General features: G+C 56.1%; 19 protein-coding genes. 5 read left to right on the top strand and 14 right to left on the bottom strand.

Annotated features, from left to right (window positions below):
• Nucleotides 1-13 precede the first annotated feature (13 nt).
• On the top strand, nucleotides 14-1,447 hold the full coding sequence (locus BLR09_RS17995; protein WP_176785601.1) for an aminotransferase-like domain-containing protein: 1,434 nt from the start codon (nucleotides 14-16) through the stop codon (nucleotides 1,445-1,447).
• Between the two features lie 61 nt (nucleotides 1,448-1,508).
• Here the strand turns inward: BLR09_RS17995 and BLR09_RS17990 are convergent, their stop codons facing one another.
• Together BLR09_RS17990 and BLR09_RS17985 are read right to left on the bottom strand one after the other, a co-directional pair.
• Nucleotides 1,509-2,729 carry a pyridoxal phosphate-dependent aminotransferase gene (locus BLR09_RS17990; RefSeq protein ID WP_093205416.1) on the bottom strand — a complete coding sequence of 407 codons (1,221 nt, stop codon included), beginning with the start codon at nucleotides 2,727-2,729 and terminating at the stop codon, nucleotides 1,509-1,511.
• 217 nt (nucleotides 2,730-2,946) lie between these two features.
• Entirely contained in the window at nucleotides 2,947-3,825 is an 879-nt protein-coding gene (locus BLR09_RS17985) for a bestrophin family protein (RefSeq protein WP_093205413.1), read from the bottom strand.
• A 186-nt stretch (nucleotides 3,826-4,011) separates the two neighbouring features.
• On the opposite strand from BLR09_RS17985, the gene BLR09_RS17980 reads away from it, so the two are divergent.
• Nucleotides 4,012-7,335, top strand: a complete 3,324-nt coding sequence (locus BLR09_RS17980) for a S41 family peptidase (protein WP_218126687.1) — start codon at nucleotides 4,012-4,014, stop codon at nucleotides 7,333-7,335.
• Between the two features lie 92 nt (nucleotides 7,336-7,427).
• Here BLR09_RS17980 and BLR09_RS17975 read toward each other — a convergent pair whose 3' ends face one another.
• A complete protein-coding gene (locus tag BLR09_RS17975; RefSeq protein ID WP_093205411.1) occupies nucleotides 7,428-8,318 on the bottom strand; it encodes an EamA family transporter in 891 nt (296 codons plus the stop codon).
• A gap of 229 nt (nucleotides 8,319-8,547) precedes the next feature.
• Between BLR09_RS17975 and BLR09_RS17970 the strand changes: the two genes are divergently transcribed.
• Nucleotides 8,548-9,741, top strand: a complete 1,194-nt coding sequence (locus tag BLR09_RS17970; RefSeq protein ID WP_394331412.1) for an acyltransferase family protein — start codon at nucleotides 8,548-8,550, stop codon at nucleotides 9,739-9,741.
• On the opposite strand, the gene BLR09_RS17965 is transcribed toward BLR09_RS17970, so the two are convergent.
• The 5 genes from BLR09_RS17965 to BLR09_RS17945 all read right to left on the bottom strand — a co-directional run bounded on the left by BLR09_RS17965 (nucleotide 9,738) and on the right by BLR09_RS17945 (nucleotide 13,499).
• Nucleotides 9,738-10,388 (bottom strand): pirin family protein, encoded by a 651-nt coding sequence (locus BLR09_RS17965; protein WP_093205408.1) that lies wholly within the window; start codon nucleotides 10,386-10,388, stop codon nucleotides 9,738-9,740. The genes BLR09_RS17970 and BLR09_RS17965 overlap by 4 nt on opposite strands.
• Complete coding sequence (locus BLR09_RS17960; protein ID WP_093205406.1) at nucleotides 10,385-10,897, bottom strand: hypothetical protein; 513 nt, start codon at nucleotides 10,895-10,897, stop codon at nucleotides 10,385-10,387. Before BLR09_RS17960 ends, BLR09_RS17965 begins: the two co-directional genes overlap by 4 nt.
• Before the next feature lie 61 nt (nucleotides 10,898-10,958).
• Nucleotides 10,959-11,696, bottom strand: a complete 738-nt coding sequence (locus BLR09_RS17955) for a dioxygenase family protein (RefSeq protein WP_093205403.1) — start codon at nucleotides 11,694-11,696, stop codon at nucleotides 10,959-10,961.
• A gap of 109 nt (nucleotides 11,697-11,805) precedes the next feature.
• The gene (locus BLR09_RS17950) at nucleotides 11,806-12,498 is read right to left on the bottom strand and encodes a LytR/AlgR family response regulator transcription factor (RefSeq protein ID WP_093205401.1); all 693 of its coding nucleotides are present in this window, start codon (nucleotides 12,496-12,498) and stop codon (nucleotides 11,806-11,808) included.
• Nucleotides 12,495-13,499 (bottom strand): sensor histidine kinase, encoded by a 1,005-nt coding sequence (locus BLR09_RS17945; protein WP_093205398.1) that lies wholly within the window; start codon nucleotides 13,497-13,499, stop codon nucleotides 12,495-12,497. The genes BLR09_RS17950 and BLR09_RS17945 overlap by 4 nt, the downstream gene beginning before the upstream one ends.
• A 134-nt stretch (nucleotides 13,500-13,633) precedes the next feature.
• On the opposite strand from BLR09_RS17945, the gene BLR09_RS17940 reads away from it, so the two are divergent.
• Nucleotides 13,634-14,671, top strand: coding sequence for a methyltransferase (locus tag BLR09_RS17940; RefSeq protein WP_093205396.1), 1,038 nt, complete (start codon nucleotides 13,634-13,636; stop codon nucleotides 14,669-14,671).
• A 122-nt stretch (nucleotides 14,672-14,793) separates the two neighbouring features.
• On the opposite strand, the gene BLR09_RS17935 is transcribed toward BLR09_RS17940, so the two are convergent.
• The 3 genes from BLR09_RS17935 to BLR09_RS17925 all read right to left on the bottom strand — a co-directional run bounded on the left by BLR09_RS17935 (nucleotide 14,794) and on the right by BLR09_RS17925 (nucleotide 18,738).
• Nucleotides 14,794-15,786, bottom strand: a complete 993-nt coding sequence (locus BLR09_RS17935; protein ID WP_093206053.1) for an LLM class flavin-dependent oxidoreductase — start codon at nucleotides 15,784-15,786, stop codon at nucleotides 14,794-14,796.
• A 35-nt stretch (nucleotides 15,787-15,821) separates the two neighbouring features.
• Nucleotides 15,822-17,792 (bottom strand): hypothetical protein, encoded by a 1,971-nt coding sequence (locus BLR09_RS17930; protein WP_143011150.1) that lies wholly within the window; start codon nucleotides 17,790-17,792, stop codon nucleotides 15,822-15,824.
• A gap of 112 nt (nucleotides 17,793-17,904) precedes the next feature.
• Nucleotides 17,905-18,738 carry a sugar phosphate isomerase/epimerase family protein gene (locus tag BLR09_RS17925; protein ID WP_093205392.1) on the bottom strand — a complete coding sequence of 278 codons (834 nt, stop codon included), beginning with the start codon at nucleotides 18,736-18,738 and terminating at the stop codon, nucleotides 17,905-17,907.
• 291 nt (nucleotides 18,739-19,029) lie between these two features.
• On the opposite strand from BLR09_RS17925, the gene BLR09_RS17920 reads away from it, so the two are divergent.
• Nucleotides 19,030-20,421, top strand: a complete 1,392-nt coding sequence (locus BLR09_RS17920) for a DUF6600 domain-containing protein (protein WP_093205390.1) — start codon at nucleotides 19,030-19,032, stop codon at nucleotides 20,419-20,421.
• Between the two features lie 59 nt (nucleotides 20,422-20,480).
• Here BLR09_RS17920 and BLR09_RS17915 read toward each other — a convergent pair whose 3' ends face one another.
• From BLR09_RS17915 to BLR09_RS17905, 3 genes are all read right to left on the bottom strand, one after another.
• On the bottom strand, nucleotides 20,481-21,044 hold the full coding sequence (locus tag BLR09_RS17915; protein ID WP_093205388.1) for an IS3 family transposase: 564 nt from the start codon (nucleotides 21,042-21,044) through the stop codon (nucleotides 20,481-20,483).
• Nucleotides 20,977-21,207, bottom strand: coding sequence for an IS3 family transposase (locus BLR09_RS25950; protein WP_394331413.1), 231 nt, complete (start codon nucleotides 21,205-21,207; stop codon nucleotides 20,977-20,979). Before BLR09_RS25950 ends, BLR09_RS17915 begins: the two co-directional genes overlap by 68 nt.
• 104 nt (nucleotides 21,208-21,311) lie before the next feature.
• The gene (locus BLR09_RS17905; protein WP_093205382.1) at nucleotides 21,312-21,845 is read right to left on the bottom strand and encodes a helix-turn-helix domain-containing protein; all 534 of its coding nucleotides are present in this window, start codon (nucleotides 21,843-21,845) and stop codon (nucleotides 21,312-21,314) included.
• Nucleotides 21,846-21,888: the final 43 nt, after the last annotated feature.

Genomic DNA, 21,888 nt, shown 5'->3' with positions numbered 1-21,888 from the left:
TGAAGTAGTCCAGATGATTGTACCTTCCCTGATCCGGCTGAGTCCGTCTTCTGCGGTGCCGATGTACCTGCAGATTGCCAATAGTCTGATTGCCCATATCCAGTCGGGCGTACTCAAAAAAGGCATACGCCTGCCCGGTACGCGGCAGCTCGCCGACGCCCTGCACGTACATCGGAAGACGGTGCAATCCGCCTACGACGAATTGCAGGCCCAGGGCTGGATCGATGTTCTCCCGCAGCGCGGTAGTTTTATAGCGGAGGTGCTGCCGGAGGTAGTGCCGGCGCCTTTCGGTCAGAATGAACCCGGCAGCGTCGCACCGGTGGTACCGGATCTTCCCTTCAACAGTACGATAGTTATCCCGCAAACTATCCGGGAGCGGATAGCCTTTAACGACGGCCTGCCGGATGTACGCCTGGCTCCCCGGGAAGAGCTTGCACGGCTGTATTCCACCTATATCCGTTTCGGCGAGCCGGCCGTCCTGCAATATGGAAGCGTATTCGGGCAGGCGCGTTTCCGGGAAGTATTCTCCCGGTACCTGAACGAAACCCGCGGGCTTAAAACCGGTCCCGAAAACCTACTAACAACACGGGGAAGCCAAATGGGGCTGTACCTCGCCGGTCTCGCTCTGCTTCATCCCGGAGATTGTGTGATCGTGGGGGAACTGAACTACCGCGCCGCTAATATGACGCTCGAAACCCTCGGCGCACGGTTGCAGACCGTACCGGTCGACGACGACGGACTCGACATCGACGCCGTCGAAGCACTCTGCCGGCAGATGCCCGTGAAAGCCCTGTACGTCACGTCTCATCACTATCATCCCACTACCGTTACGCTCAAACCCGAGCGGCGGGTACGACTCATTGCGCTGGCCAACCGCTACCGGTTTTTCATTATTGAGGATGATTACGACTACGATTTCCACTATGCCAACCGCCCGGTACTGCCGCTCGCAAGTGCTGACCGCAATGTTATTTACCTCGGGTCTTTCACGAAGCGGCTGGCACCTGCCTTCCGGGTCGGGTATGTAGCCGGACCGGAAGAGTTGATTGCGGAAATGGCGAAGCACCGGCGGATTATCGACCGGCAGGGAGATTCCATCCTGGAGCTTTGCCTGGCTGACATGCTGGAAAACGGCGCCCTGAAACGACATGCCTCAAAAGCGTTGAAAATCTATCGGCAGCGCCGCGATCTGGCCTGCGAGCTGCTGACCCACTACCTCGGAGACGCCATCCGGTTTCAGGTACCGGAAGGGGGGCTGGCAATCTGGGCGCGGTTCGACCCGTCCGTTGACCTTCCGCTTCTCTCACAAAAAGCGGCCGCGAAAGGCGTTTACCTATCCAATGGCGCGGCGTATCCCGGGCTGAATGCCTGCCGGATGGGCTTCGCCGCGCTCAACGAAAAAGAACTGACGGAAGGCGTGCAGCTCCTCGCCCGGTGCCTGGCATAAAAAAAACCTACCCGGTTCCCCAGGCAGGTTTTGAACACTTGGCAATAGAATCCAGTAAATCTTAGTGGAGTTTCGCCACAGCTGTTTTGATCCGGTCTACTGCTTCGGCGAGTTGCTCGTCGGCCGCGGCAGTGGAAATCCGGATGCAGTTCGGAGCGCCGAAGCCGGAACCGGCAACGGTAGCCACGTATACTTCGCTCAGCAACCAGTTACAGAAGTCGTCCGAATCCTTGATGGTCGTCGTACCGTCTGACTTGCCGAAATAGTAGCTTACGTCGGGGAATGCGTAGAATGCTCCGTCGGGAACATTCACCTTGAAACCCGGGATTTCCTTCAGCTTGCCGACAACGAGGTCACGGCGGCGCTGATAGGCTTCTTTCATTTTATAGGCTTCGTCGAGCGGGCCGTTGAAAGCAGCGACGGCAGCTTTCTGGGCAATTGAGCAGGTACCGGAAGTTACCTGGCCCTGTAGCTTCTCAACGCCGTCAGCGATCCACTTGGCTGCGGCGATGAAACCGATCCGCCAGCCGGTCATGGCATGGCCCTTGGCTACCCCGTTGACCGTTATGACGCGGTCTTTGATTTCCGGAATAGAACCGATGCTGAAGTGACCTTCCGGCGTGAAGTTGATGTATTCGTAGATTTCGTCCGCCAATACAAAAATGTTATCGTGACGGGCGAGCACCGCACCGATGGCGCGGAGTTCTGCTTCGGAATAGACGGAGCCGGTCGGGTTGTTCGGAGAGGCAAACATCACCACTTTCGTTTTCGGAGTGATGGCTGCTTCGAACTGTTCCGGGGTTACCTTGAAGTTGTTTTCAAAGGCGCCGTCGATGACGACCGACTTGCCTTCCGCCAGCTTCACCATTTCGGAGTAGCTTACCCAGTACGGCGCGAAGATGATGACTTCGTCGCCCGGGTTCACCAGTACCTGAATGACATTGGCGAGGGAATGCTTTGCACCGGTGGAGACCACGATGTTCTCGGGTTTCCAGTCCAGGTTATTATCGCGTTTCAACTTATCGGCAATGGCTTTCCGGAGATCGGGATAGCCGGCAACGGGCGAATAGCCATGGAAGCCATCATCAATAGCTTTCTTGGCGGCTTCGCAGATGTGTTGCGGGGTTTTGAAATCGGGCTCACCTACTGAAAGGCTGATCACCTTCAGTCCCTGAGCGGCCAGTTCGCGGGCTTTCTTCGTCATGCCCAGCGTCGATGACTCCTCCAGCGCATTGATGCGGTCGGCCAGGAGGGGTTTCACTGCCAGTTCTGCCACTGCCATTTTGAGTAATGTATAAGAGTTGTTGAAAACGCGAGGCACGCAGGCGCACGCTTTGCAAAGCTACGTGTTTTCGGAGGAAGAATCGGGCAAGGATCGTCTGATTTTTAAGGAGTAAGGGAGTTTTTTACAAAATTATCAACCAACTCCTCTATTTATTGCCTGATTTCAAACGAACGCCTGCTATCTACCCTATGCCCCCTGCTCCATGCCCACTGCCTCACAACAGCTCTCCCACCGCCGTCCGGATGCCCGCAGCGATCGTGTCGGTCGGCAGGTCATTGGCATCCGCGCCGAAGGGGTCTTCGATTTCCTCGGCGATTTCTTCCAGACTGGCCAGTACATAAAAGATAAACAGGGATACCGGTACGACGGAGTAATGCAGCGTCAGCACATATCCCAGCGGCAGGGTGAGGCAATAGATACTGATGAATTTCTTCAGAAAAGAACTGTAAGAATATGGAATCGGCGTTTTCCGGATACGCTCGCAGGCGCCGCATACGTCGGTAAACGACTGGAATTCAGCATTAATAACCAGCAGATGCTCCGGCCGGATGATACCCCGCTGGTATAGTTCATCGAGTTTGCTGAAAATCCGCATGGCCATCTGGTTGGGAACGTGCTGCGATGGCTTGAGCATCGTTTCGTCAAATCCCGGCGCGGGAAGTATTTCGCGTGGCTGGTAGATACCACGCAGGTGGTTTTTGAGCGCAAACGCGTAGTTGGGTATCATTTCCCGGAAAAAAGCCCGGTCTTCCGTATCTGCCGCCGGAATGATATGCGCCAGCTTGATGGCCAGGTTCCGGGAATTATTGACCAGCGAGCCCCAGAGCTTGCGACCTTCCCACCAGCGGTCGTACGCCGAATTGGTCCGGAAAACCAGTAGCATCGACATCACGAAACCCAGGAGGGAATGGACCGTAGAAATGCTTTTGAGGTCGGAATCAGGACCAGGGTGCCAGAATTCGATGACGACATAGGCGACGATGGAAGAGTAAACCGTCATGGCGACCAGCAGCGGGGCCAGTTTCGAAATCGTGTCGGCCTTGTGCAGGGAAAAGACCGCTTTGAACCAGTCTTTTGAGTTGTACTCGATCATGGAGAAATGCGTGGAGATAGCGCGAATCGGGTCAAAAATAGAAGAAAACACTCCATGTTCTCCGCGCTTTTCGAAAAAAGACTACGTCAATTCAACCCGAAAACAGGCCTTTGATCCGATTTCCGTTTTCAGGAATGTCAGATGCCTGTTACCTTGCTTTTCTTGTACGACATCAACAACCACGCTATGCGTCACCTTTTGTTAACGGCTCTGGGTGCCAGTCTGCTGCTCCGGAGTGTCGGCCTGATGGCCCAATCCCCCTCGGAAACACTGCTGCTGCGTCAACCCAGCCTTTCGTCCACACACATTGCCTTCAGTTACGGCGGCGACCTGTGGGTCGCCAACCGGGACGGCTCCAATCCCCGCCGGCTCACCGTCGCCCCCGGTACCGAGAGCGGCCCCCTGTTTTCACCGGACGGCCAGACCATTGCCTTCACCGGCACGTACGACGGCAACGCCGATGTGTACACGATCTCCATCCAGGGCGGCACGCCGAAGCGCCTGACCTGGCACCCGGCGGCTGAAATCGTCAAAGGCTGGTCGCCCGACGGCAAGAAAATCCTCTTCGCCTCCAACTCCGCTTCGTCCAGCCAACGCTACCCGAAACTCTTTGCGGTTTCGCTCAACGGCGAGCTGCCGGAAGAACTACCCGTGCTCATGGCAGGCTCCTGGGCCAGCTACTCGCCGGATGGACAAACGCTGGCGTATACGACGATCGGCGACGCGTTCAACACCTGGAAGCGGTACCGCGGCGGGATGACGACGCCGATCCGGCTGCTCAACCTGAAGACGCTGGATTCTGACGTTCTTCCGCATGTAAACGCATCGGATGTACAGCCTGCCTGGATCGGCGACAAGGTGTATTTCCTGTCGGATCGTGACCGGATCATGAATGTCTATGAGTACGATCGTCCGACGAAAAAACTCCGGCAGGTGACCAAATTCACGGACTATGACGTGAAATCCCTGAGCGGAAACGGAAAAGAACTCGTATACGAATACGCCGGCCGGCTCCATATCCTGGAACCGGGCTCCGGCAAGACGACGCCCGTGCCGGTCTCCATTTCCCCCGAAATCCTGGCACTCCGCCCTACCTGGAAAAATGTATCCGGTTCGATCCGCCGCATCGGCCTGTCTCCGACCGGTATCCGGATGGTGGTAGAAGCCCGCGGGGATATCTACACCGTCCCGGCCAAGAAGGGCGACTGGCGTAACCTGACCCAGACCGACGGCGTACACGACCGCAACCCGATCTGGTCACCGAAGGGCGACAAAATCGCTTATGTATCGGATGCAGGTGGGGAATACCAGCTCATCATCGCCGATCAGAAGGGCGAAAAACCGGCAGAGACCATTTCATTGGGCGACCCGACGTTCTATACCCTTTCGGAGTGGTCGGCCGACGGCAAGAAAATCCTTTACCAGGACAAAAAACTGAACCTCTGGTACATGGATCTGGCGACGAAGAAGCCGGTGAAGGTTGCCATGGATACGTATGGCCCGAACTCGTCGATCGACGCGCATTTCTCGCCGGACAGCAAGTGGATTACCTATTCCAAAAAAGAAGACAACTACCTGAGTACCATTTACCTGTATGAACTGGCGACGGCAAAATCGACCCCGGTTTCCGACGGAAAAAGCGACGCCAACAACCCGGTATTCAGCCGCGACGGCAAGTACCTCTTCTTCACGGCCAGTACCAACACCGGTCTCGCTTCGGGTTGGCTGGATATGACGGCGTACGACCGCCGGGTGACGAGCAGTCTCTACCTCGCCGTCCTCAACGCCAAGGATTCGTCTCCGTTTGCTCCGGAATCGGATGAGGAAAAATCGACCGACGAACCGAAGAAAGACGACGCCAAGAAAGAAGAGCCGAAGAAGGATGACACGAAAAAAGGCGAGAAGAAAGACGAGAAAAAGGACGAAAAGAAAGAAGACAAGAAGGACGAAAAACCCGCAGATACGGCGCCTAAAGTGGTCATCGACCTCGACGGTATCACCCAGCGTATCCTGGCGCTGCCGGTGCCGGCAGCCAATATCGGCAATATGGAATCGGCCGATGGCGGTAAGCTCTTCTATGTCAACTACGGAGGCCCGGATGCCCGTCCGTCCCTCAACCGTTTCGACCTGAAAGAGCGTAAATCGGAGCCGTTCCTGCCGGGAGTAGCTGTCTATACCATCAGCGCTGACGGCAAGAAACTGCTTTACTATGCCGGCAGCGACAACATGGGCATCGTGGATGTAGGCGGAAAAGTGAATATGGGCGACGGCAAAATCAACGCGAGCGGTCTCCAGGCACTGATCGATCCCCGTGCTGAATGGAAGCAGATGATGGATGAATTCTGGCGCATCGAGCGGGACTACTTCTACGTTCCCAACCTCCACGGCGTAGACTGGGCAGCGGTGAAGCAGAAATATGCCCGTTTCCTTCCACACGTATCCCACCGTTCGGATCTCAACTACCTCATCGGTGAAATGATGGGTGAAATGGTAATCGGCCACAACTATGTATCCGGTGGCGATTTCCCCGAAGTAAAACCGATCCAGGTTGGGCTGCTGGGTGCAGACTATGAAATCGCGAATGGCTTTTACCGCTTCAAAAAGGTCTTCAACGGTGAAAACTGGAACCCGAACCTGCGCGCGCCGCTGACGGAGCCGGGTGTCAACGTCAAAGCCGGCGAGTACCTCATTGCGGTCAATGGCAAGCCCATCCGTTCTACAGATAATATCTATCGCTTCTTCGAAAACCAGGTGGGCAAGCAGATTGTCCTGACGGTGAATGGCCAGCCTTCGGAAACCGGCGCGCGGAAAGTAACCGTTGTGCCCGTCGCCAACGAAGCCGGCCTCCGGCAAATGGATTGGGTGGAAAGCAACCGCCGCAAGGTAGACGCCGCCACCAACGGGAAAGTAGCCTATGTGTACCTGCCAAATACCGGCGCAGACGGTTATGAGTTCTTCAACCGGTACTATTACAGCCAGCTGGACAAGGAAGCGGTCATCATCGACGAGCGTTTCAACGGCGGCGGAATGGTTGCCGATTACATCATCGATATGCTCAACCGGCCGTTGCTGAGCTACTGGGCTCCGCGCGAGGGCAAGCCGTTTACTTCTCCTTCTGCTTCTATCTACGGACCGAAAGTGATGATTGTGAATGAATATGCAGGTTCCGGTGGAGACGCCCTGCCGCATTTCTTCCGTCGCCGGAACCTCGGTACCATCATCGGCAAGCGCACCTGGGGCGGCCTGGTGGGTATCTCCGGCTATCCTCCGCTGATTGACGGCGGCAGCGTTACTTCTCCGAGCTTCGGTATCTATAGTCCTGACGGTAAGTGGGAAGTAGAGAACGTCGGCGTTTCTCCCGACATCGAAGTAGAAATGGAGCCCAAAGCCACGCAAAACGGCAATGACCCACAGCTGAATAAAGCCATCGAGACCGTCCTCGAGCAGCTCAAACAGCACCCGGTCAAGCACCAGCCGATTCCGAAGCCGGATAACCGGGCGAGGGATTAGGATGGAGTTCTGTTTAGAGTTTAGAGTTTGGGGTTGATACCGGAAGCGGCAACCCCAAACTCTAAACCCTAAACTCTAAACATCAAACCCTCTCACGCCCGCTTCATCGCCACTGACCTCCAATTCATCACCACAATCGCACTCAGGATAACGACGATGCCCAGCCACTGGGTACCGACGACGGTCTCGTCGAGGATGAAGTAGGCCATGGAAACTGAAACGGGGATCTCGAGGGCGGTGATGATGGTACCGAGTCCCAGCCCGGTAAGCGGCATACCGGCCGTGAACAACAGCGGCGGCAGGATCGTCCCGAAAAGAGAAAGCACCAGGCCGTATTTCCAGATTACCCGGACATCGAATTTCTCCAGCAGGTCCGGCAACGCCACACCGGCAACCAGCAGTAACGCTCCCGTCATCAGCCAGAAGCTTCGCTGCAACGACGGGAGATCCGGCGCAATCCGGTTTGACGCGACCACGAATACGGTATAAGACAGCGCCGCCAGCAATCCCCAGCCTATTCCCCGCCAGTCGAGCGTTTGCAGGTTATGTACCGCGTCTGTCGCCAGTATTGACCCGACGCATACCAGGAGTGCACCGCCCGTTTTCAGCCAGGAAGGAGCGCGTTTTTCGAGTATCATTTCTGCCACAACACCCATCCAGACCGTCTGCATCAGCAGGACAATCGCCAGCGACACCGGTACATACTGCACCGAGTAGTAATAGAAAGTACCGGTAAAGCCCATCGACGTACCGGCGAGCATGAGCTTACCGGCCTGCGCCGGTCGCACAGGCGTACGCGTCGTTTTTCGGGCGAAGAGATTCAGCAGGCCGATTCCCGCAAAACCGAGGAAATACTGGGAAAATGTTACTTCGGAAGTAGTAAAATGTTCGTCATAGGCCAGTTTCACGAAGGTAGCGAGGATGCCGTAACTGGCGGCGCCAAGCGCCACCCATACGATCCCTTTGATCTGGTCTCGATTCATGCAACGAATTGGTTGGTTCCGGGAGAATAAACCCGAAAACCCTATTTTGATTCCCGTCCGGAGCGGAAAAGCGGCTTCCCATCCAGAAAGGAGCGACAACTACTTTCCCTGAAATTCACCCGGTGACGTAGTTTTCTGCCGGAAGGAATAGTCCCCGATGCCCGAAATCCCGTAGTAGAGGCTACGGGATTTTTTGTTTCTTGCACATTCACTGAACCTCTTTACCGTTTTGGCTTCCGTATCTACTGAGTTCCGGGCGGGTCGACTGATGTCGATGGATGCCTACCGTGGCTTTGTCATGCTCCTCATGATGGCCGAAGTACTGCAGTTCGGGAAGGTTTCCGAGGCGCTGCCTGATAGTTCGTTCTGGCGTTTTCTGGCGCATCACCAGGACCACGTCGAATGGCTGGGATGCTCCCTCCATGACCTGATTCAGCCGTCTTTCAGCTTCCTGGTAGGGGTTGCGCTGCCTTTTTCCATCGCCTCCCGGATCAGCAAAGGCGAGTCGTTCGGGACGCAGCTCGGCCATACCATGCGCCGGTCGCTGATCCTGATTCTGCTGGGAATTGCGCTGCGCTCCGTCGGACGCGTTCAGACCAATTTTACCTTTGAAGATACGCTTACACAGATCGGGCTGGGCTATACGTTTTTGTTTCTGATCGGCTATCAGTCGGTGCGGACGGGTTGGATCGCCCTGGGCCTGATTCTCGCCGGCTACTGGCTGGCCTTTGTGCTGTACCCCGTTGCGGGGCCTGACTTTTCGTATGAAGCGGTAAAAGTACCGGCCGACTGGCCCCATCACTTCACCGGTATCGCCGCCCATTTCAACAAAAACAGCAACCTCGCCTGGGCGTTCGACACCTGGTTTCTGAACCTGTTTCCCCGGGAAAAAGCATTCATCGCCAACGGAGGCGGCTATGCCACCCTCAGCTTCATTCCGACGCTGGGAACGATGATCCTGGGTCTTCAGGCCGGTCGCTGGGTACGGGCCAATATGGGTGAAAAGGCCTTGCTAAAACGACTGGTGATTGCGGGTATTGCAGGCCTGGCAACGGGTTGGTTGCTGAGCGTTACCGGCATCTGCCCGTCCGTGAAACGTATCTGGACACCGTCATGGGTACTCTTCAGCGGGGGCTGGTGTTTTCTGCTCCTCGCTCTTTTTTACTACCTGATCGACGTGCGCCAATGGCAGCGCTGGGCGTTCCCGCTGGTGGTCATCGGCATGAACTCCATCGCTGCCTATGTCCTGGCGCACCTCGTGGATCATTTCATCGCCGATACCGTTCAGACCCACCTCGGCGCAGGTTTCTACGATCTCGCCGGTCCGGCCTACCACAGCCTGCTGCGGGGAGCGGTGATCCTGACCGGATTATGGCTTATCCTCCGGTGGATGTACCGGAAAAAGCTCTTCATCCGGATTTAGGCTTCGATCAGCAGCAGGATGGCGTTGTCCGACAGGGCCTCCCATCCGATGGTCTCTGCGCCTGTCAGCGCGAGGCCGTCACGCGGGTGCAGCAGCCGGTTTTGTACTTCAAAAGCACCTTCGAGCACATACACAAACACCCGTGAACTACCCGGCCGGCAGGTACCTTCCTGCCGGCCTTCGTATTGCCCGATACCCCAGAAACGGCCAATGGAGAGATCGTGCAGGGTATTTTTCTTCGATAAATCAAAGACTATCGTTTTTGAAGCGGGCGGCGCGGCGCTCCGCCAGATCTGCAGAAAATTGATCAGCTCGGTATCATACGGATTCCGGACGGTATAGCTGCCCGGCGATACCCGCGCTGCGTCTCCGGGTTCCAGCAGGTATTCCCGACCGGAGGCATCGGTATACGCCAGACTACCTGCCACCGGCAGGAGCAGTACTTCCATTCCGGCGGCAGGTTCCATTTTCCGGGAAATACCCGGCGCAAGCGTATCGTCGTTCAGGACCTGCAATACCCCGAACGGTTCCCGGCCTTCTTCCCGGTAGTCCCCGAAAGCCAGCAGGTGATAGCTGCGAAAAGCCTCCGACTGGCTGACGCCACGCCGGTCGGCCAGAAAAATCCGTGCTTCTTCTACTGTTGTCATATGCGGAGGGAATGAATGGAAAGAAACGGTTGCTGCGGAATCAGATCGGTTTCGACTTCCCGGCCGGCTTCCAGGTCGTCACGGCGGTCGCCATAAGCCACCAGCCAGTACGCACCGGGTGTATCGATCCACGTAAGCGGGTCGCTGTAAAAGGTCACCGCGACGGTATGTTCTTCTTTTTTCCGGAAATCAGATTGGATCACCTCAAACCGGAAATCCGAAAAGGGCAGGCAGCGCCTGCCGTATGCGTTGAGGATGTCCGGGATTTTTCCGTCCAGCTGGCGCAGGTACCCGACGGCCGCCGTACTCGTCAGGGCATGCAGTTTTTCTGCTGCCGTTACCTGCGCAATCAATTCGGAAAACGTAGCATACTGCCCGTCCGGATTGAAGTACTGTGCCTGCATGAACAGTTCCCGCCGGGTATCTTCGTATACAAATTGCTCCCAGGGCTTGTCGGAAGCCCGGCTGATGAGTTTCCGGAAACCGAGCCGGATGATTCGGTGGCTCATACGGGTTGAGAATCAGGACCGCGAGCCGCCTTCCGGCCAGCCCGCGGTCAGGTGTAGTATCTTATCCGTTGGCGACGATCGTGTGCGTCAGCACATACCCGGCTGATATACTGCCCGTTACACTCGCCAGTTCGAGGGTAAACCCATCACTGAATACGTTGTCATTTTCGTTCTTCGTATCCTGGGTTCCTTTTGTATAGCCGTAGGATTGAGCGGTTGTGTAGACAGTATTACAGACATCGTAGGGAAAAGCTATCTGCGTAACCAGCAGGGATTTTCCCGACGAATCGTAGATATGCACGTGGATATGGGGCGCCCGGCCCGAGTACCAGCCGGGAAAAATGGACGTGAACGTCACCAGTCCGTTGCTGTCTGTCGTCTGCCGGCCGCGCAGAAAGTGGACAGAGGTATAGTTGGTCGATTGCATCTGCGTTCCGCCATATTCGGAGTAGTTTCCGGCCGCATCGCAATGCCAGATATCCACCAGTGCCCCGGAAAGGGCCGCGCAACTGTTATTCTTATTCTGAATGGTGATTTTGACGGTCAACAGTACACCTGTCCGGTCGGAACGGATGTCGTTGGTCACCAGGGAACCGGGAGTTTTTGTGGGAAAGGGGCCTTCGGTTTCCGTCGGCGTCGTGGTGCAGGAGCCGGTGGTCGTTCCGGTACCCGTGCCTGTTCCGGTGCCCGTACTTGTGGACGTAACGTCGTCGTCTTTTTTACAGGCGCTGACCAGCGGTGCAACCGTCATCATCCCCAGAGCGGAAAAGCTTCTTTTCAAAAAATCCTTACGTTCCATGTTCTTGCTTGTTTCAGTGGTCGTTTCAGTTCAGAATACGTCTGAAACAGCAGGAACGTTGTAGAAGGAAGCCGCTTTGAGGTAAACGCGCCGATTCCTGCGGTAAACCTTACCCCGGAAACCGCCGGAAGAACTCCTGCTCATAGCTGGCTCCTACCGGAATCTCCTTCCCCGCGCACGTAATCACTTTATTCCGCACCGAACCGATACGCGCCAGCGGAACGATAAACGAGCGATGCACGCGGAGGAAATCCGCTTGGGGTAGTTTTTGCATCAGCCCTTTCATGGTCATCCGGGCGACGACCGGCCTGGCGCCGTCCAGATGTATCCGTAGGTAGTCGTCCAGCCCTTCGATATACAAAATATCCGACAACAGAATTTTGTGCAGGCTGTAATCCGCCCGGACATACAGGTGCAGGGGACGTGCCGCTTCTTCCTGCCGCAGAAAACGCAGGTACTCGTCGGCTCGGGTCACCGCCTGCATAAACCGGTCGTAGGTAAACGGTTTCAGCAGGTAATCCACGGCGCTGAGGTTGAATCCTTCGACCGCATATTCGGCATAGGCTGTGGTGAAGATGACCGGGCAGGATTGCGGAATATTCTTGTAAAATTCAATACCCGACAACGCCGGCATGTTGATATCCAGAAACAGCAGGTCAACGGGCTCTTCCTCCAGAAAACGATATGCTTCGGTCGTACTGGTGAAGGTCCGGAGGAGGTCCACCAGCCCGGTACGCGCACTGAAATGGGTAATGACGCGCAGGGCAGGCGGCTCGTCGTCGATGGCGATGGCGCGGATCATGACAATCGGAGAGTCAGGTTGACGGTAAAGGTAGTGCCTTCGTCCCGGATGGTGAGCTCATGCCGCCGGGGGTACAGCAAGCGAAGGCGGGCGCGGGTGTTTTCAAGGCCGATACCGGTTTGTTCGTCCTGAAAAACGCGCACTTTGCTGTTTTCCACCAATAAATGAAGAGTATCGCCAAGGATGTCTACGCGGATACGGATACCGGATTTTCCGTCGGGATTGACGCCGTATTTAAAGGCATTTTCGATGAAGGATATCAGCAGCAGCGGGGCGATTTCCAGTCCGGCAGGATCTCCGCTGACCTGAAAGTCTACCGTAGCCGTATCGTCCAGGCGGAGTTGTTGCAGCGCGACATAATGGCTGATATAGTCCAGCTCTTTGGAAAGCGCCACGCGGTCGTCGTGCGCCTCCCGGATTACATACCGCATGAAGGACGACAGACGGACGATGGCGTCGGCGGTGGCATCTGACTTTTCCAGCGCCAGCGAATAAATACTATTGAGCGTATTGAACAGGAAATGTGGGTTGATCTGCGCCTTCAGATACGATAGCTCGGTACTCAGGCGGGCCTTCTCTGCTGCGCGCCAGCGATCGGCAATACGCAGGGAAAGCGACAGAAACAACGCCAGCAGAAAGAGAAAAAACTTCTGGCTCAGGTCGATATCCATTGGTGGATGCGGCATCGGATGCGGCCCCGGGTCGCCGTGCATGCCCGGTGGCGGCGGTCCCTGTCCACCAATCACAAAGGCAATCACCCAAAAACAAACCAGCGAGCAGACGCCAAACCAGACATACTGCCGGGTAAAAAACAGGCGGGGAATCAGCAGCAGGTAGTTCAGGTAAAAGTAGGCCAGTATGAGCAGGTACGACGACAGTTTGGTGCGCTCATGGGGATTGTTAAACGGCGAAAATCCTTCCGGAGCGAAGATATACGGCAGTGCCAGGAAGGCGAGTCCTCCCAGTACGTGCGCCGCAATCGTCAGCAACCTGTTTTTCATACCCGATCGTTTGGCGTGAAGCTACGCAGGGTCGCCGGGTTTCGGAAGTATCGTCGGTGAATAGCCCGATTGTGTCGGATTTCCGGACGGAACAGGCGAGCGGTCCGGTTTTCATGTGTTATTTAGCCACCACGATGAACCTCGATCCTACCCCCGTCACCCGCCACCTCCGCGCCATGTACGGCTCCCGCGTGCTGATAGCCGCGGTGTGCCACCTGCGTGTTTTTGATCTTCTGGCTGAGCAGCCGCTGTCACTCGCCGAATGCGGCAGGCAACTAGGCCTGGCTCCGCGCCCGGCGATGGTCCTTTTCCCTACCCTGCTCGGCATGGGATTACTTGAATGGCAGCCCGACGGACGGCTCGGCGTCTCCGATACCGGCCGGTACCTGACCTCTGGCGCGGTACCGAGTCTGATTGGGTATGTGGGTCTGGAACAGGAGGATGCGGGCGTGCTGGAGATGGTCGCCCGCCTGAAAAACGACGGCCCCGCCGATACTTCCGACGGACTTTCCTATGTCAAGGAAGGAGACGATCCTTCTCCGATGGATGATCCGGAAGAGTCCCGGCGGTTTACCCTGGCGCTCGCCGGACGGGCCCGCCTGCTGGCGCCTCTCGTCGCGAAACACCTGCCGACCGGCCCGAAACACCTGCTGGACGTGGCCGGTGGTACCGGCTACTATACCTTCGAATGGCTGCTCCGTAATCCGGAGGGTACTGCTACGCTGTTCGACCGCCCGCAGGTACTCGAAGTAGCAAAGGAGCTGATGGAAGATTTTTGCCGGGGAAAACAGGTACAGTCTTTCGGCGACCGCATTACCTTTTGCCCCGGAGATATGCTGGAAGATGCGCTGCCACAGGCGGATTTGCTACTCGCCGGAAGCCTCTTTCACGACTGGCCGGACGATACCTGCGCCTACCTCATGGACCGCTTTGCCGGCGCCCTTCGTACCGGCGGTGAGCTATGGATACACGATACCTTCCTCAACGATGACTTTGTCGGTCCGGTACCGGCCACAGACTACTCAGCCGCCCTGTTCTGGGCCACGAAAGGCCGGATATACAGCCGCGCCGAGCATGAAGCCTGGATGCGCGCGTCCGACCTGACCCCCTCTGCCAACCGACCGGCGACGGGGTTGGAATACGGGCTTGTGAGTGGGAGAAAGCAGTTTTGAGTTTAGGGTTTAGAGTTTGGGGTTCTGGGTTGCCTGTACTCTCACTAAGTCCCTGAAATATTCCGACTGAGGCGCTCCCGGTTGCCCGCAGCAACTCCAAACCCTAAACTCTAAACCCTAAACTATTTCAACTCAAAACCGTCCGCCAGCAACTCAAACGACCGGATTCTGTCCTCAAAATGATAGGCCATCATGGATGCCATGATTTCGTCGACGCCGTATTCGTCGGCGAGTGCGGTCAGTTGTTCTTTGACGAAGTCGGGGGTACCGGAAACCACGCGGTCGGCATGAAACCGGAGGCGCTCTTCCTCCGCCATCGTAAACTCGTAGTCTTTGATGGATTCGTAGTCGTCGATGCCGTCAAACTTGCCTTTGTCCATCTGGACGAGCCGGTAGTCGAGTACCTTCCGTAGCTGCCGCGCTTTTTCCTCCGTATCAGCGCAAATCACAAACAGGGCCAGTAAGGCTTCCGGTTTTTCGAGGGATTCCGACGGCTCAAACGCCCGGCGGTAATCCTCCACAATCCGCGGAGATACCTGCCCGTTGATAAATTTGGCAACGGCCAGCCCCATCCCGTACTCCGCCGCCAGCTGGCTGCTGCCTCCGCTGGAGCTTAATATCCATTGAAGGGGGATGGTATCGGCCTGAGGGACAGCCAGTATCGGGCCGTACTGCGTTCCGGCTGTATCTGTAAAAAAGGTCTGGAGGTAATCGAGCTGGTGCCGATAGCTCTGCTCACTGAAATCGTTGGACGGATTCAGCAGGGCGGATGAAATGCGGTCGCCACCCGGCGCACGCCCCATCCCGAGATCAATACGTCCCGGAAAGAGCGCTTCCAGCAAACGGAAATTCTCTGCCACCTTGAGGGCACTGTGGTTGGGCAGCATGACGCCGCCTGAGCCGACGCGGATGCGCTGCGTTTCGTCAGCCAGTTTGACCATCAGCACTTCCGGCGCAGAGCCGGCGATGGCAGTGGAATTGTGGTGTTCGGATACCCAAAAGCGTGTAAATCCCCTCCGGTCAGCCAGTTGGGCGACAGCGATTGTCTGCCGCAGCGCCTCGGAAGCCGAGCCGCCCTTCCGGACCGGGGATTGGTCCAATATGCTTAGTTTCATGACCTGTCGGGAAGATGTTATTCCGACGGGGATAATCATTTTCCGGGGGCAATCGTTCCGCCGGCGCCGTCGAAATCACGTCGGTGGTACCAGGCAGTATGCGCGCTTCTTCCGAAACGGATGTAAGCGGCTCCGTGGCAGGACAGTGCCGCGGTTGTATCCCGTTCCGACAGTATCACATCGGGCCGGAAATTGCGGTCTTCCAGGGCGGCAGAGGCATTCTGCACATGAACATGGCGGAGGGTACCGGCTCCGAAGTCCTGCTGATACGCATAATCCCATCCTCCTTCATCAAAAATAAGGCCGATACTGGAAGGATGCAGCGCCAGTACCTGCGTCCGGACGGAATCCATCTCTGCAAACCGGTCCCGCCAGATCATTTCCTGCCGGGATTGCTGGAGAATACTCTTTTTCTTCACGCCCGTCATACCCTCCACCTGAACGCCAAGGTTCAACTGCCGGTTGACCGCCGGGAAAAGGTGATCGAAAAACCATTGCGTCGACACCAGCGGGCGGCTGTTGCTCAGCAACACAAACGGCAGCGCGTATACCCATAGCACCGCCCCCACCCAATACAGTAACCCACGGCCTGCCTGCTGCCAGATGGCGCCGATAGCCGGCGCAACCAGCAGAAAGAACGTGGTATGCAGCCGGGTGGCGTACCACTGGTAGGCGATCAGCGTACAGAAAAGCACGAAGCCCGCCCAGCAGCAGGCCCAGTACAACCGTACCCTGAGCGGAAATTTCGTCAGAAAGAATGGCAGGAAGCTGAACAGTATCAGCCACATATGCACAAAATTGGCGGAAAAATCTTCGTGCGGATTCGTGCGGAAGAGCTTGTACGTCATCGGATTACCGGGCTCGTCCAGCGGCACGCCTATCCATTCATGGAAACGGGCCACGCCGGCTACCAGTGCCTTGTTGTACCGGTCACCCGGCGAAACGCACGCCAGGTGTAGTACAGTTTGTTTGACGACTGACGAAACGGTCCGCACCGGGCTCAACACCTGATTCTGTGTTCCATTGCCCATCGTTCCCATCGGTGCGTGGTGCAACGTCAGGTTGCGGATCAGGAATGGAGCGGCCGTCAGCGCCATGACTACTCCCACCCAAAGCCCCAACCTGAGGGCCTCCTGCCAGCGCGTGCGCAGGAGATCAATACCGCGCCAGATGACAAACGGCGCGACAAAAAAGAGAAACGTTGGCTTGGTCAGAAAGCCGGTCGCCATCACGGCGGCAATCATACCAAAAGAGCGCGTGGTCGTCCCGCCATCCAGCAGCAGCAATACCGCAATCAGTGCCCAGCAGGCGGCCAGCAGATCGTTTTGCGTAGTCATCGACTGCAACAAAACCATCGGGATGGTAGCCGCGAACAGTAACGAAAAGCGGAAAGCGCGGGGCGAGGGGTTCAGCCATTCGGTCAGCAGGGATACCGCCGCCAGCGATCCCGCGAAGGCGGTCCATTGAATCAGCTGATACCACCAATCATGTCCGGAAAGCAGGTACAGGTGCAGTATCAGGTATTCGGCGAGCGGTGGAAAGGTAACTGACCGCTCCACATGCGATGCATAGTGGGCGACGCTGCCCTGTTGCACCCAATGATAGATCCGGCTGGCGTGATAGCAGAGCGAGTCCGGGTTATTCGGCGCCGACGCTATCGCCACCCAGGCCGTCAGACCCAGCAGCAGCCCTATTCCCGCTGATCCAGGCGGGCCGAGTTTGCCGGCAAATGCCCGGGCATGCCCGCCGATAACAGGCAGCAGGTGCCGCTGTTTCCAGGAAAAAAACGACAGTACAAGCCCCACAATACACCAGAAACCCTGGATTGCGACGGCATTGATCTGCCCGAAAGCACTGAATACCTCTGTACTAACCAGCGTGAGAAAGCCGATGGCTGCAAGTCCCGACAAAAGCGAAGCCCGGACGCGCCGGCGGGTAAACGACCAGCTGCTTCCGAAGAAGCAAAGCGTGCCTGCCGCAAGGGCAAGAAGAAAAAATAATGTCATGGGGGTTAACGTGGAAATTCCCGTCGGCAAAAATACGTCTTTCCGCAGTACCTCATACGGAAACAAAAAAGCGGGGAAGGCAGGTGCCTTCCCCGCCTCCGGAGGTTTTTTCTTACAGGGAGCCTTTGGTGTAGATCGTCCGGAAGTTTTTGACGCTTTCCAGGATCTCAGGTCCGTTGTTTTCCCAGTGGTACTCATATTCGGCAGAGATGGGGCCCTTGAACTTCTGGCGCTTCATTTCTGCCTGAACAGCCGGAATATCGCAGACGCCGGTACCCCAGACGACGTCGTGGGTTTTCGGGGATTTTTCGGCGAGATCCTTGAAGTGCATGCCAATGACGTGGCCTTCGAGTTTTTTGAGGCATTCCACCGGGTTGAGGCCCGAGCGTACCCAGTGCCCGATGTCGGCACAGGAGCCGAGGTACGGATTATCGCCGATCACAGCCAATACCGAATCCGGGTGCCAGTAGTGCGACGGCTTCGGGTGATTGTGAATGGCCACGTGGATTTTGTACTCTTTTGCCAGCTTGCCTACGGTCGGCATCAGAGCGACAGGCGGCTCAGCGTTGATGTTGCGGACACCCATTTCCTTTGCAAACTCGAAGAGCGCTTTCCAGTCGGCTTCGTCTTTCGGAGAAACAACGCCATAGGCTGTCAGCGTGATGCCGCGCTCCTTGAGCAATTTTTTCACGCTTTCCCGCGTGGCGGCATTCATTTTGAAATCCATTTTCCCTTCGATGCCTCCGCCGATGTTCTGGCCGGGAAAAGCCTCGACGTTTTTCAGTCCGCAGCTATCGATTTTACGAAGGGCTTCCGCGAAGGGATACAGGCGGAAGGAATACGACTGTGCGCCGAGCAGCCAGCCCGCTTTGGCTTCCGGGGCTTTCTGGGCGAAAACAGGCGACGCCAGCAAACCCAGCAGGAGCAGCGTAAGTGTTTTTTTCATTCGGGTAAAGAGGTTTGTTTCCGGGCAAATATTCAACAAATTCTCTGGATCTCAGCTATGCTTTCCGGTGTTTTCCATCGGTCCGGACGCCCCTTCCGTTTCGTAGATATTCCTGTTAAAAAGGGTTAAACAGCTGCCCGCCGCTAAACTCCGGGAATACCTCTTTATCCAAGAACCAACAAGGAAACAACCTGAAACCCTGTTCAGACTTTAACATTTTTTAGGTAGCGCTTTCCCTGTAATATCGTCAACTTTAGTCCGTTATAGAGAATCAACTGATTCGCAGCAACCATGAAAACCGGCAAATACATACAGACTCTCGTCATCGCGGCTTTTCTGCTGGTAGCAGGAAGAAGCGCCTCTGCTCAGGTGAATGTTAACTTTCAGACGTTCTATGACGAGCTTTCTCCCTACGGGCAGTGGATGCAGAATCCGGAATACGGTCAGGTGTGGATACCCAACGCCGGCCAGGATTTTCAACCTTACGGCACTGCCGGACACTGGGACATGACCGACTACGGCAATACCTGGGTATCGGATTATCCCTGGGGCTGGGCGCCGTTTCACTATGGCCGCTGGACGATGGACCCGCGCTGGGGCTGGTGCTGGATTCCGGGATATGAATGGGGACCGGCCTGGGTAGGCTGGCGTACCGGCGGCGGATATTATGGATGGGCGCCCCTCGGACCGGGCATGAACATCAACATCAATATCAACCTGCCCTGGAATTACTGGGTGTTTGTGCCCCAGAGCTACATCTACCGGCCTCGGATTTACAGCTTCTGCGTGCCGAGAACGCGGGTGGTGAATGTCTATCATACGACGACCATCATCAACAACGTCTACCGGTACAACAACCGCTCTTTCTTCTCGGGCCCCTCCCGCTATGATATTCAGCGGGCTACCGGACGCACTGTTTCCGTCCGCCGGGCAGAAGACTACGGCCGCCGCGCCGGTTTCTACAACGGTGGAAACAACGGCTACCGCGGAGATAACAACCGCGGCGCCTGGGCCGATAACCGGGGCAATCGCGACAACCGCGACTACCAGGGTAACCGGCAGAACGACCGTAACTGGGACCGTTCAGGCAACAATACCCCTGACTATCGTTCCAACCGGCAAAACGGCCCTGACTTCCAGGGTAACCGCCAGGGTGGCTTCGACAGCAATCGCGACAATACACCGGGTAACCGGCAGGGAAATACCGACTTCCCCGGTAACCGTGACAATACGCCGGACTACCGGTCCAACCGCCAGGCAAACCCGGATTTCCAGGGCAACCGGCAGCAGGGCCAACAGTCGTCCCCGGATTTCCGCGGCAACCGCCAGGGAGACTTCCCGCGGCAGCAGCAAAGTATCCCGGATGCCCCCCGTTCACAGGGTACACCTGACTTCGGCGGCAACCGCCAGGGGGACTTCCCCCGGGAACAACAACGTATCCCGGATGCTCCCCGCTCTCAGGGCACGCCGGACTTCGGCGGTAACCGTCAGGCCAGCCCGGATTTTGGCGGTCGCCAGCAACGAAGCTTCGGCGGCGGGAATGCTGATCGTGGTTTCGGCGGAGGCAGCCGTCCTGAAATGGGCCGCGGCAACGGCGGAGGAAACGGGGGCTTTTCTCAACCGCGTGGCGGTGGTGAGAGTCACGGCGGCGGCGGTCCCCGTGGCCGGGGCGGCAGAAATTAGCGTATAAAAAAAAAGCTGCTTCACGGTGGACTAGCCCCCAAAAGTTGGACAGGTAAAAGTTACGATTCGATTCGAAGAGCTCGGTACTGAACCGGGCTCTTGCCGTTTAAATTGAGTTTGATTCTGTCGTGGTTGTAATAATGGATATAGTCGATAATATCCTTTTTGAGTTGGTCGATGGAAAGGTATTTGTTAAGGTAAAACAACTCAGCTTTAATAGTGCCAAAGAAGTTCTCGATAATGGCATTGTCAAGACAGTTGCCTTTTCGGGACATACTTTGGATGATACCTCTGGCTTGCAAAAGCTTCTGATACCGCTTCATTTGATACTGCCATCCCTGATCCGAATGAAGGATAAGACCCTTGGTTTGAGCCCGTTTTACTTTCCTGAATGCCTTTTTGAGCATGTCCGTCACCTGAGCAAAGTTGGGTGATTCCGACAGGCTGTAGCTGATAATCTCTCCGTTGAAAAGGTCCAGGATCGGCGACAGATACAACTTCCTGTCTCGAACTCTGAACTCAGTCACATCGGTTGCCCATTTTTGATTAGGCTTCTCAGAGAGAAAGTTCCGGCCCAGGACATTGTCTGCAGCCTGGCCTGTTTCCCCCTTTGTAGGAGCGATACTTCCTCACGCGGATCAGTGAGCGCAGCCCCAGGCTTTTCAGAAGCCTGAAGACGGTCTTGTGGTTGATGATGGTTCCGGTTTTCCGGAGTGCAAGTGTCAGCCGCCGATAGCCCAAACGACCCTTATGCCGGTGATAGAGCTGTTTTAGCTCTTTTTTCACCAAGGCGTACTTGTCTGATGCCGAGGCGGCTTTGAGGTGATAGTAGAAGTTGCTACGGGGAAGCTTAACCAGCTTTAACAACACCTCCAACGGGTATTTCTGCCTTAATCCCTGGATGGCCTGCGCTTTTTCTGAGGCGCTGCTTCCCGTTCCCGGATTAAGGCATCCAGCTTTTTTAGCAACTCGTTCTCCGCCCGCAGATACAGGTTTTCCTTTTCGAGTTCTTCCAGACGCGTCAGAGGTCTGGATTCCTTTTTAGGCTGCTTCATGGATCGGGGCCGGCCCCGGCCCTGTTTTAGACTTTCCACTCCGGATTGCTCGTATCGTCGTAACCAACCCAATAAAGTACTTTCACTACGGATGGCATACTTCAGGCAACATCCTCTCAAAGATAGATCTCCCTTTATATACGCCTGAATTATCTCCTGTTTAATTTCCACCGCATAATCCCTTCCGTACTGCTCCAACAGGCCCTCAGCGCCCAAACATTCATACTGCTTTACCCATTTTTCCAGCAGAGAATGAGCAATACCATGTTCCCGCGCCAACCGTTTCAATGAACCCTCCGAATGATACTTCTTTACAAGCCTTGTCTTGAAGGCTACACTGTGTTTGCGGTTCCTTCTCTTTTCATTCATAAAAAAGCCCCCAAAAAGTGTCTAACTTTTTGGGGGCACTCCA

It is taken from the genome of Siphonobacter aquaeclarae (assembly GCF_900103285.1).
In the GTDB taxonomy this organism is placed as follows: Bacteria; Bacteroidota; Bacteroidia; order Cytophagales; family Spirosomataceae; genus Siphonobacter; species Siphonobacter aquaeclarae.
The sequence above is the reverse complement of the archived record's forward strand: the minus strand, read 5'-3'. Positions and strand labels throughout refer to the sequence as shown.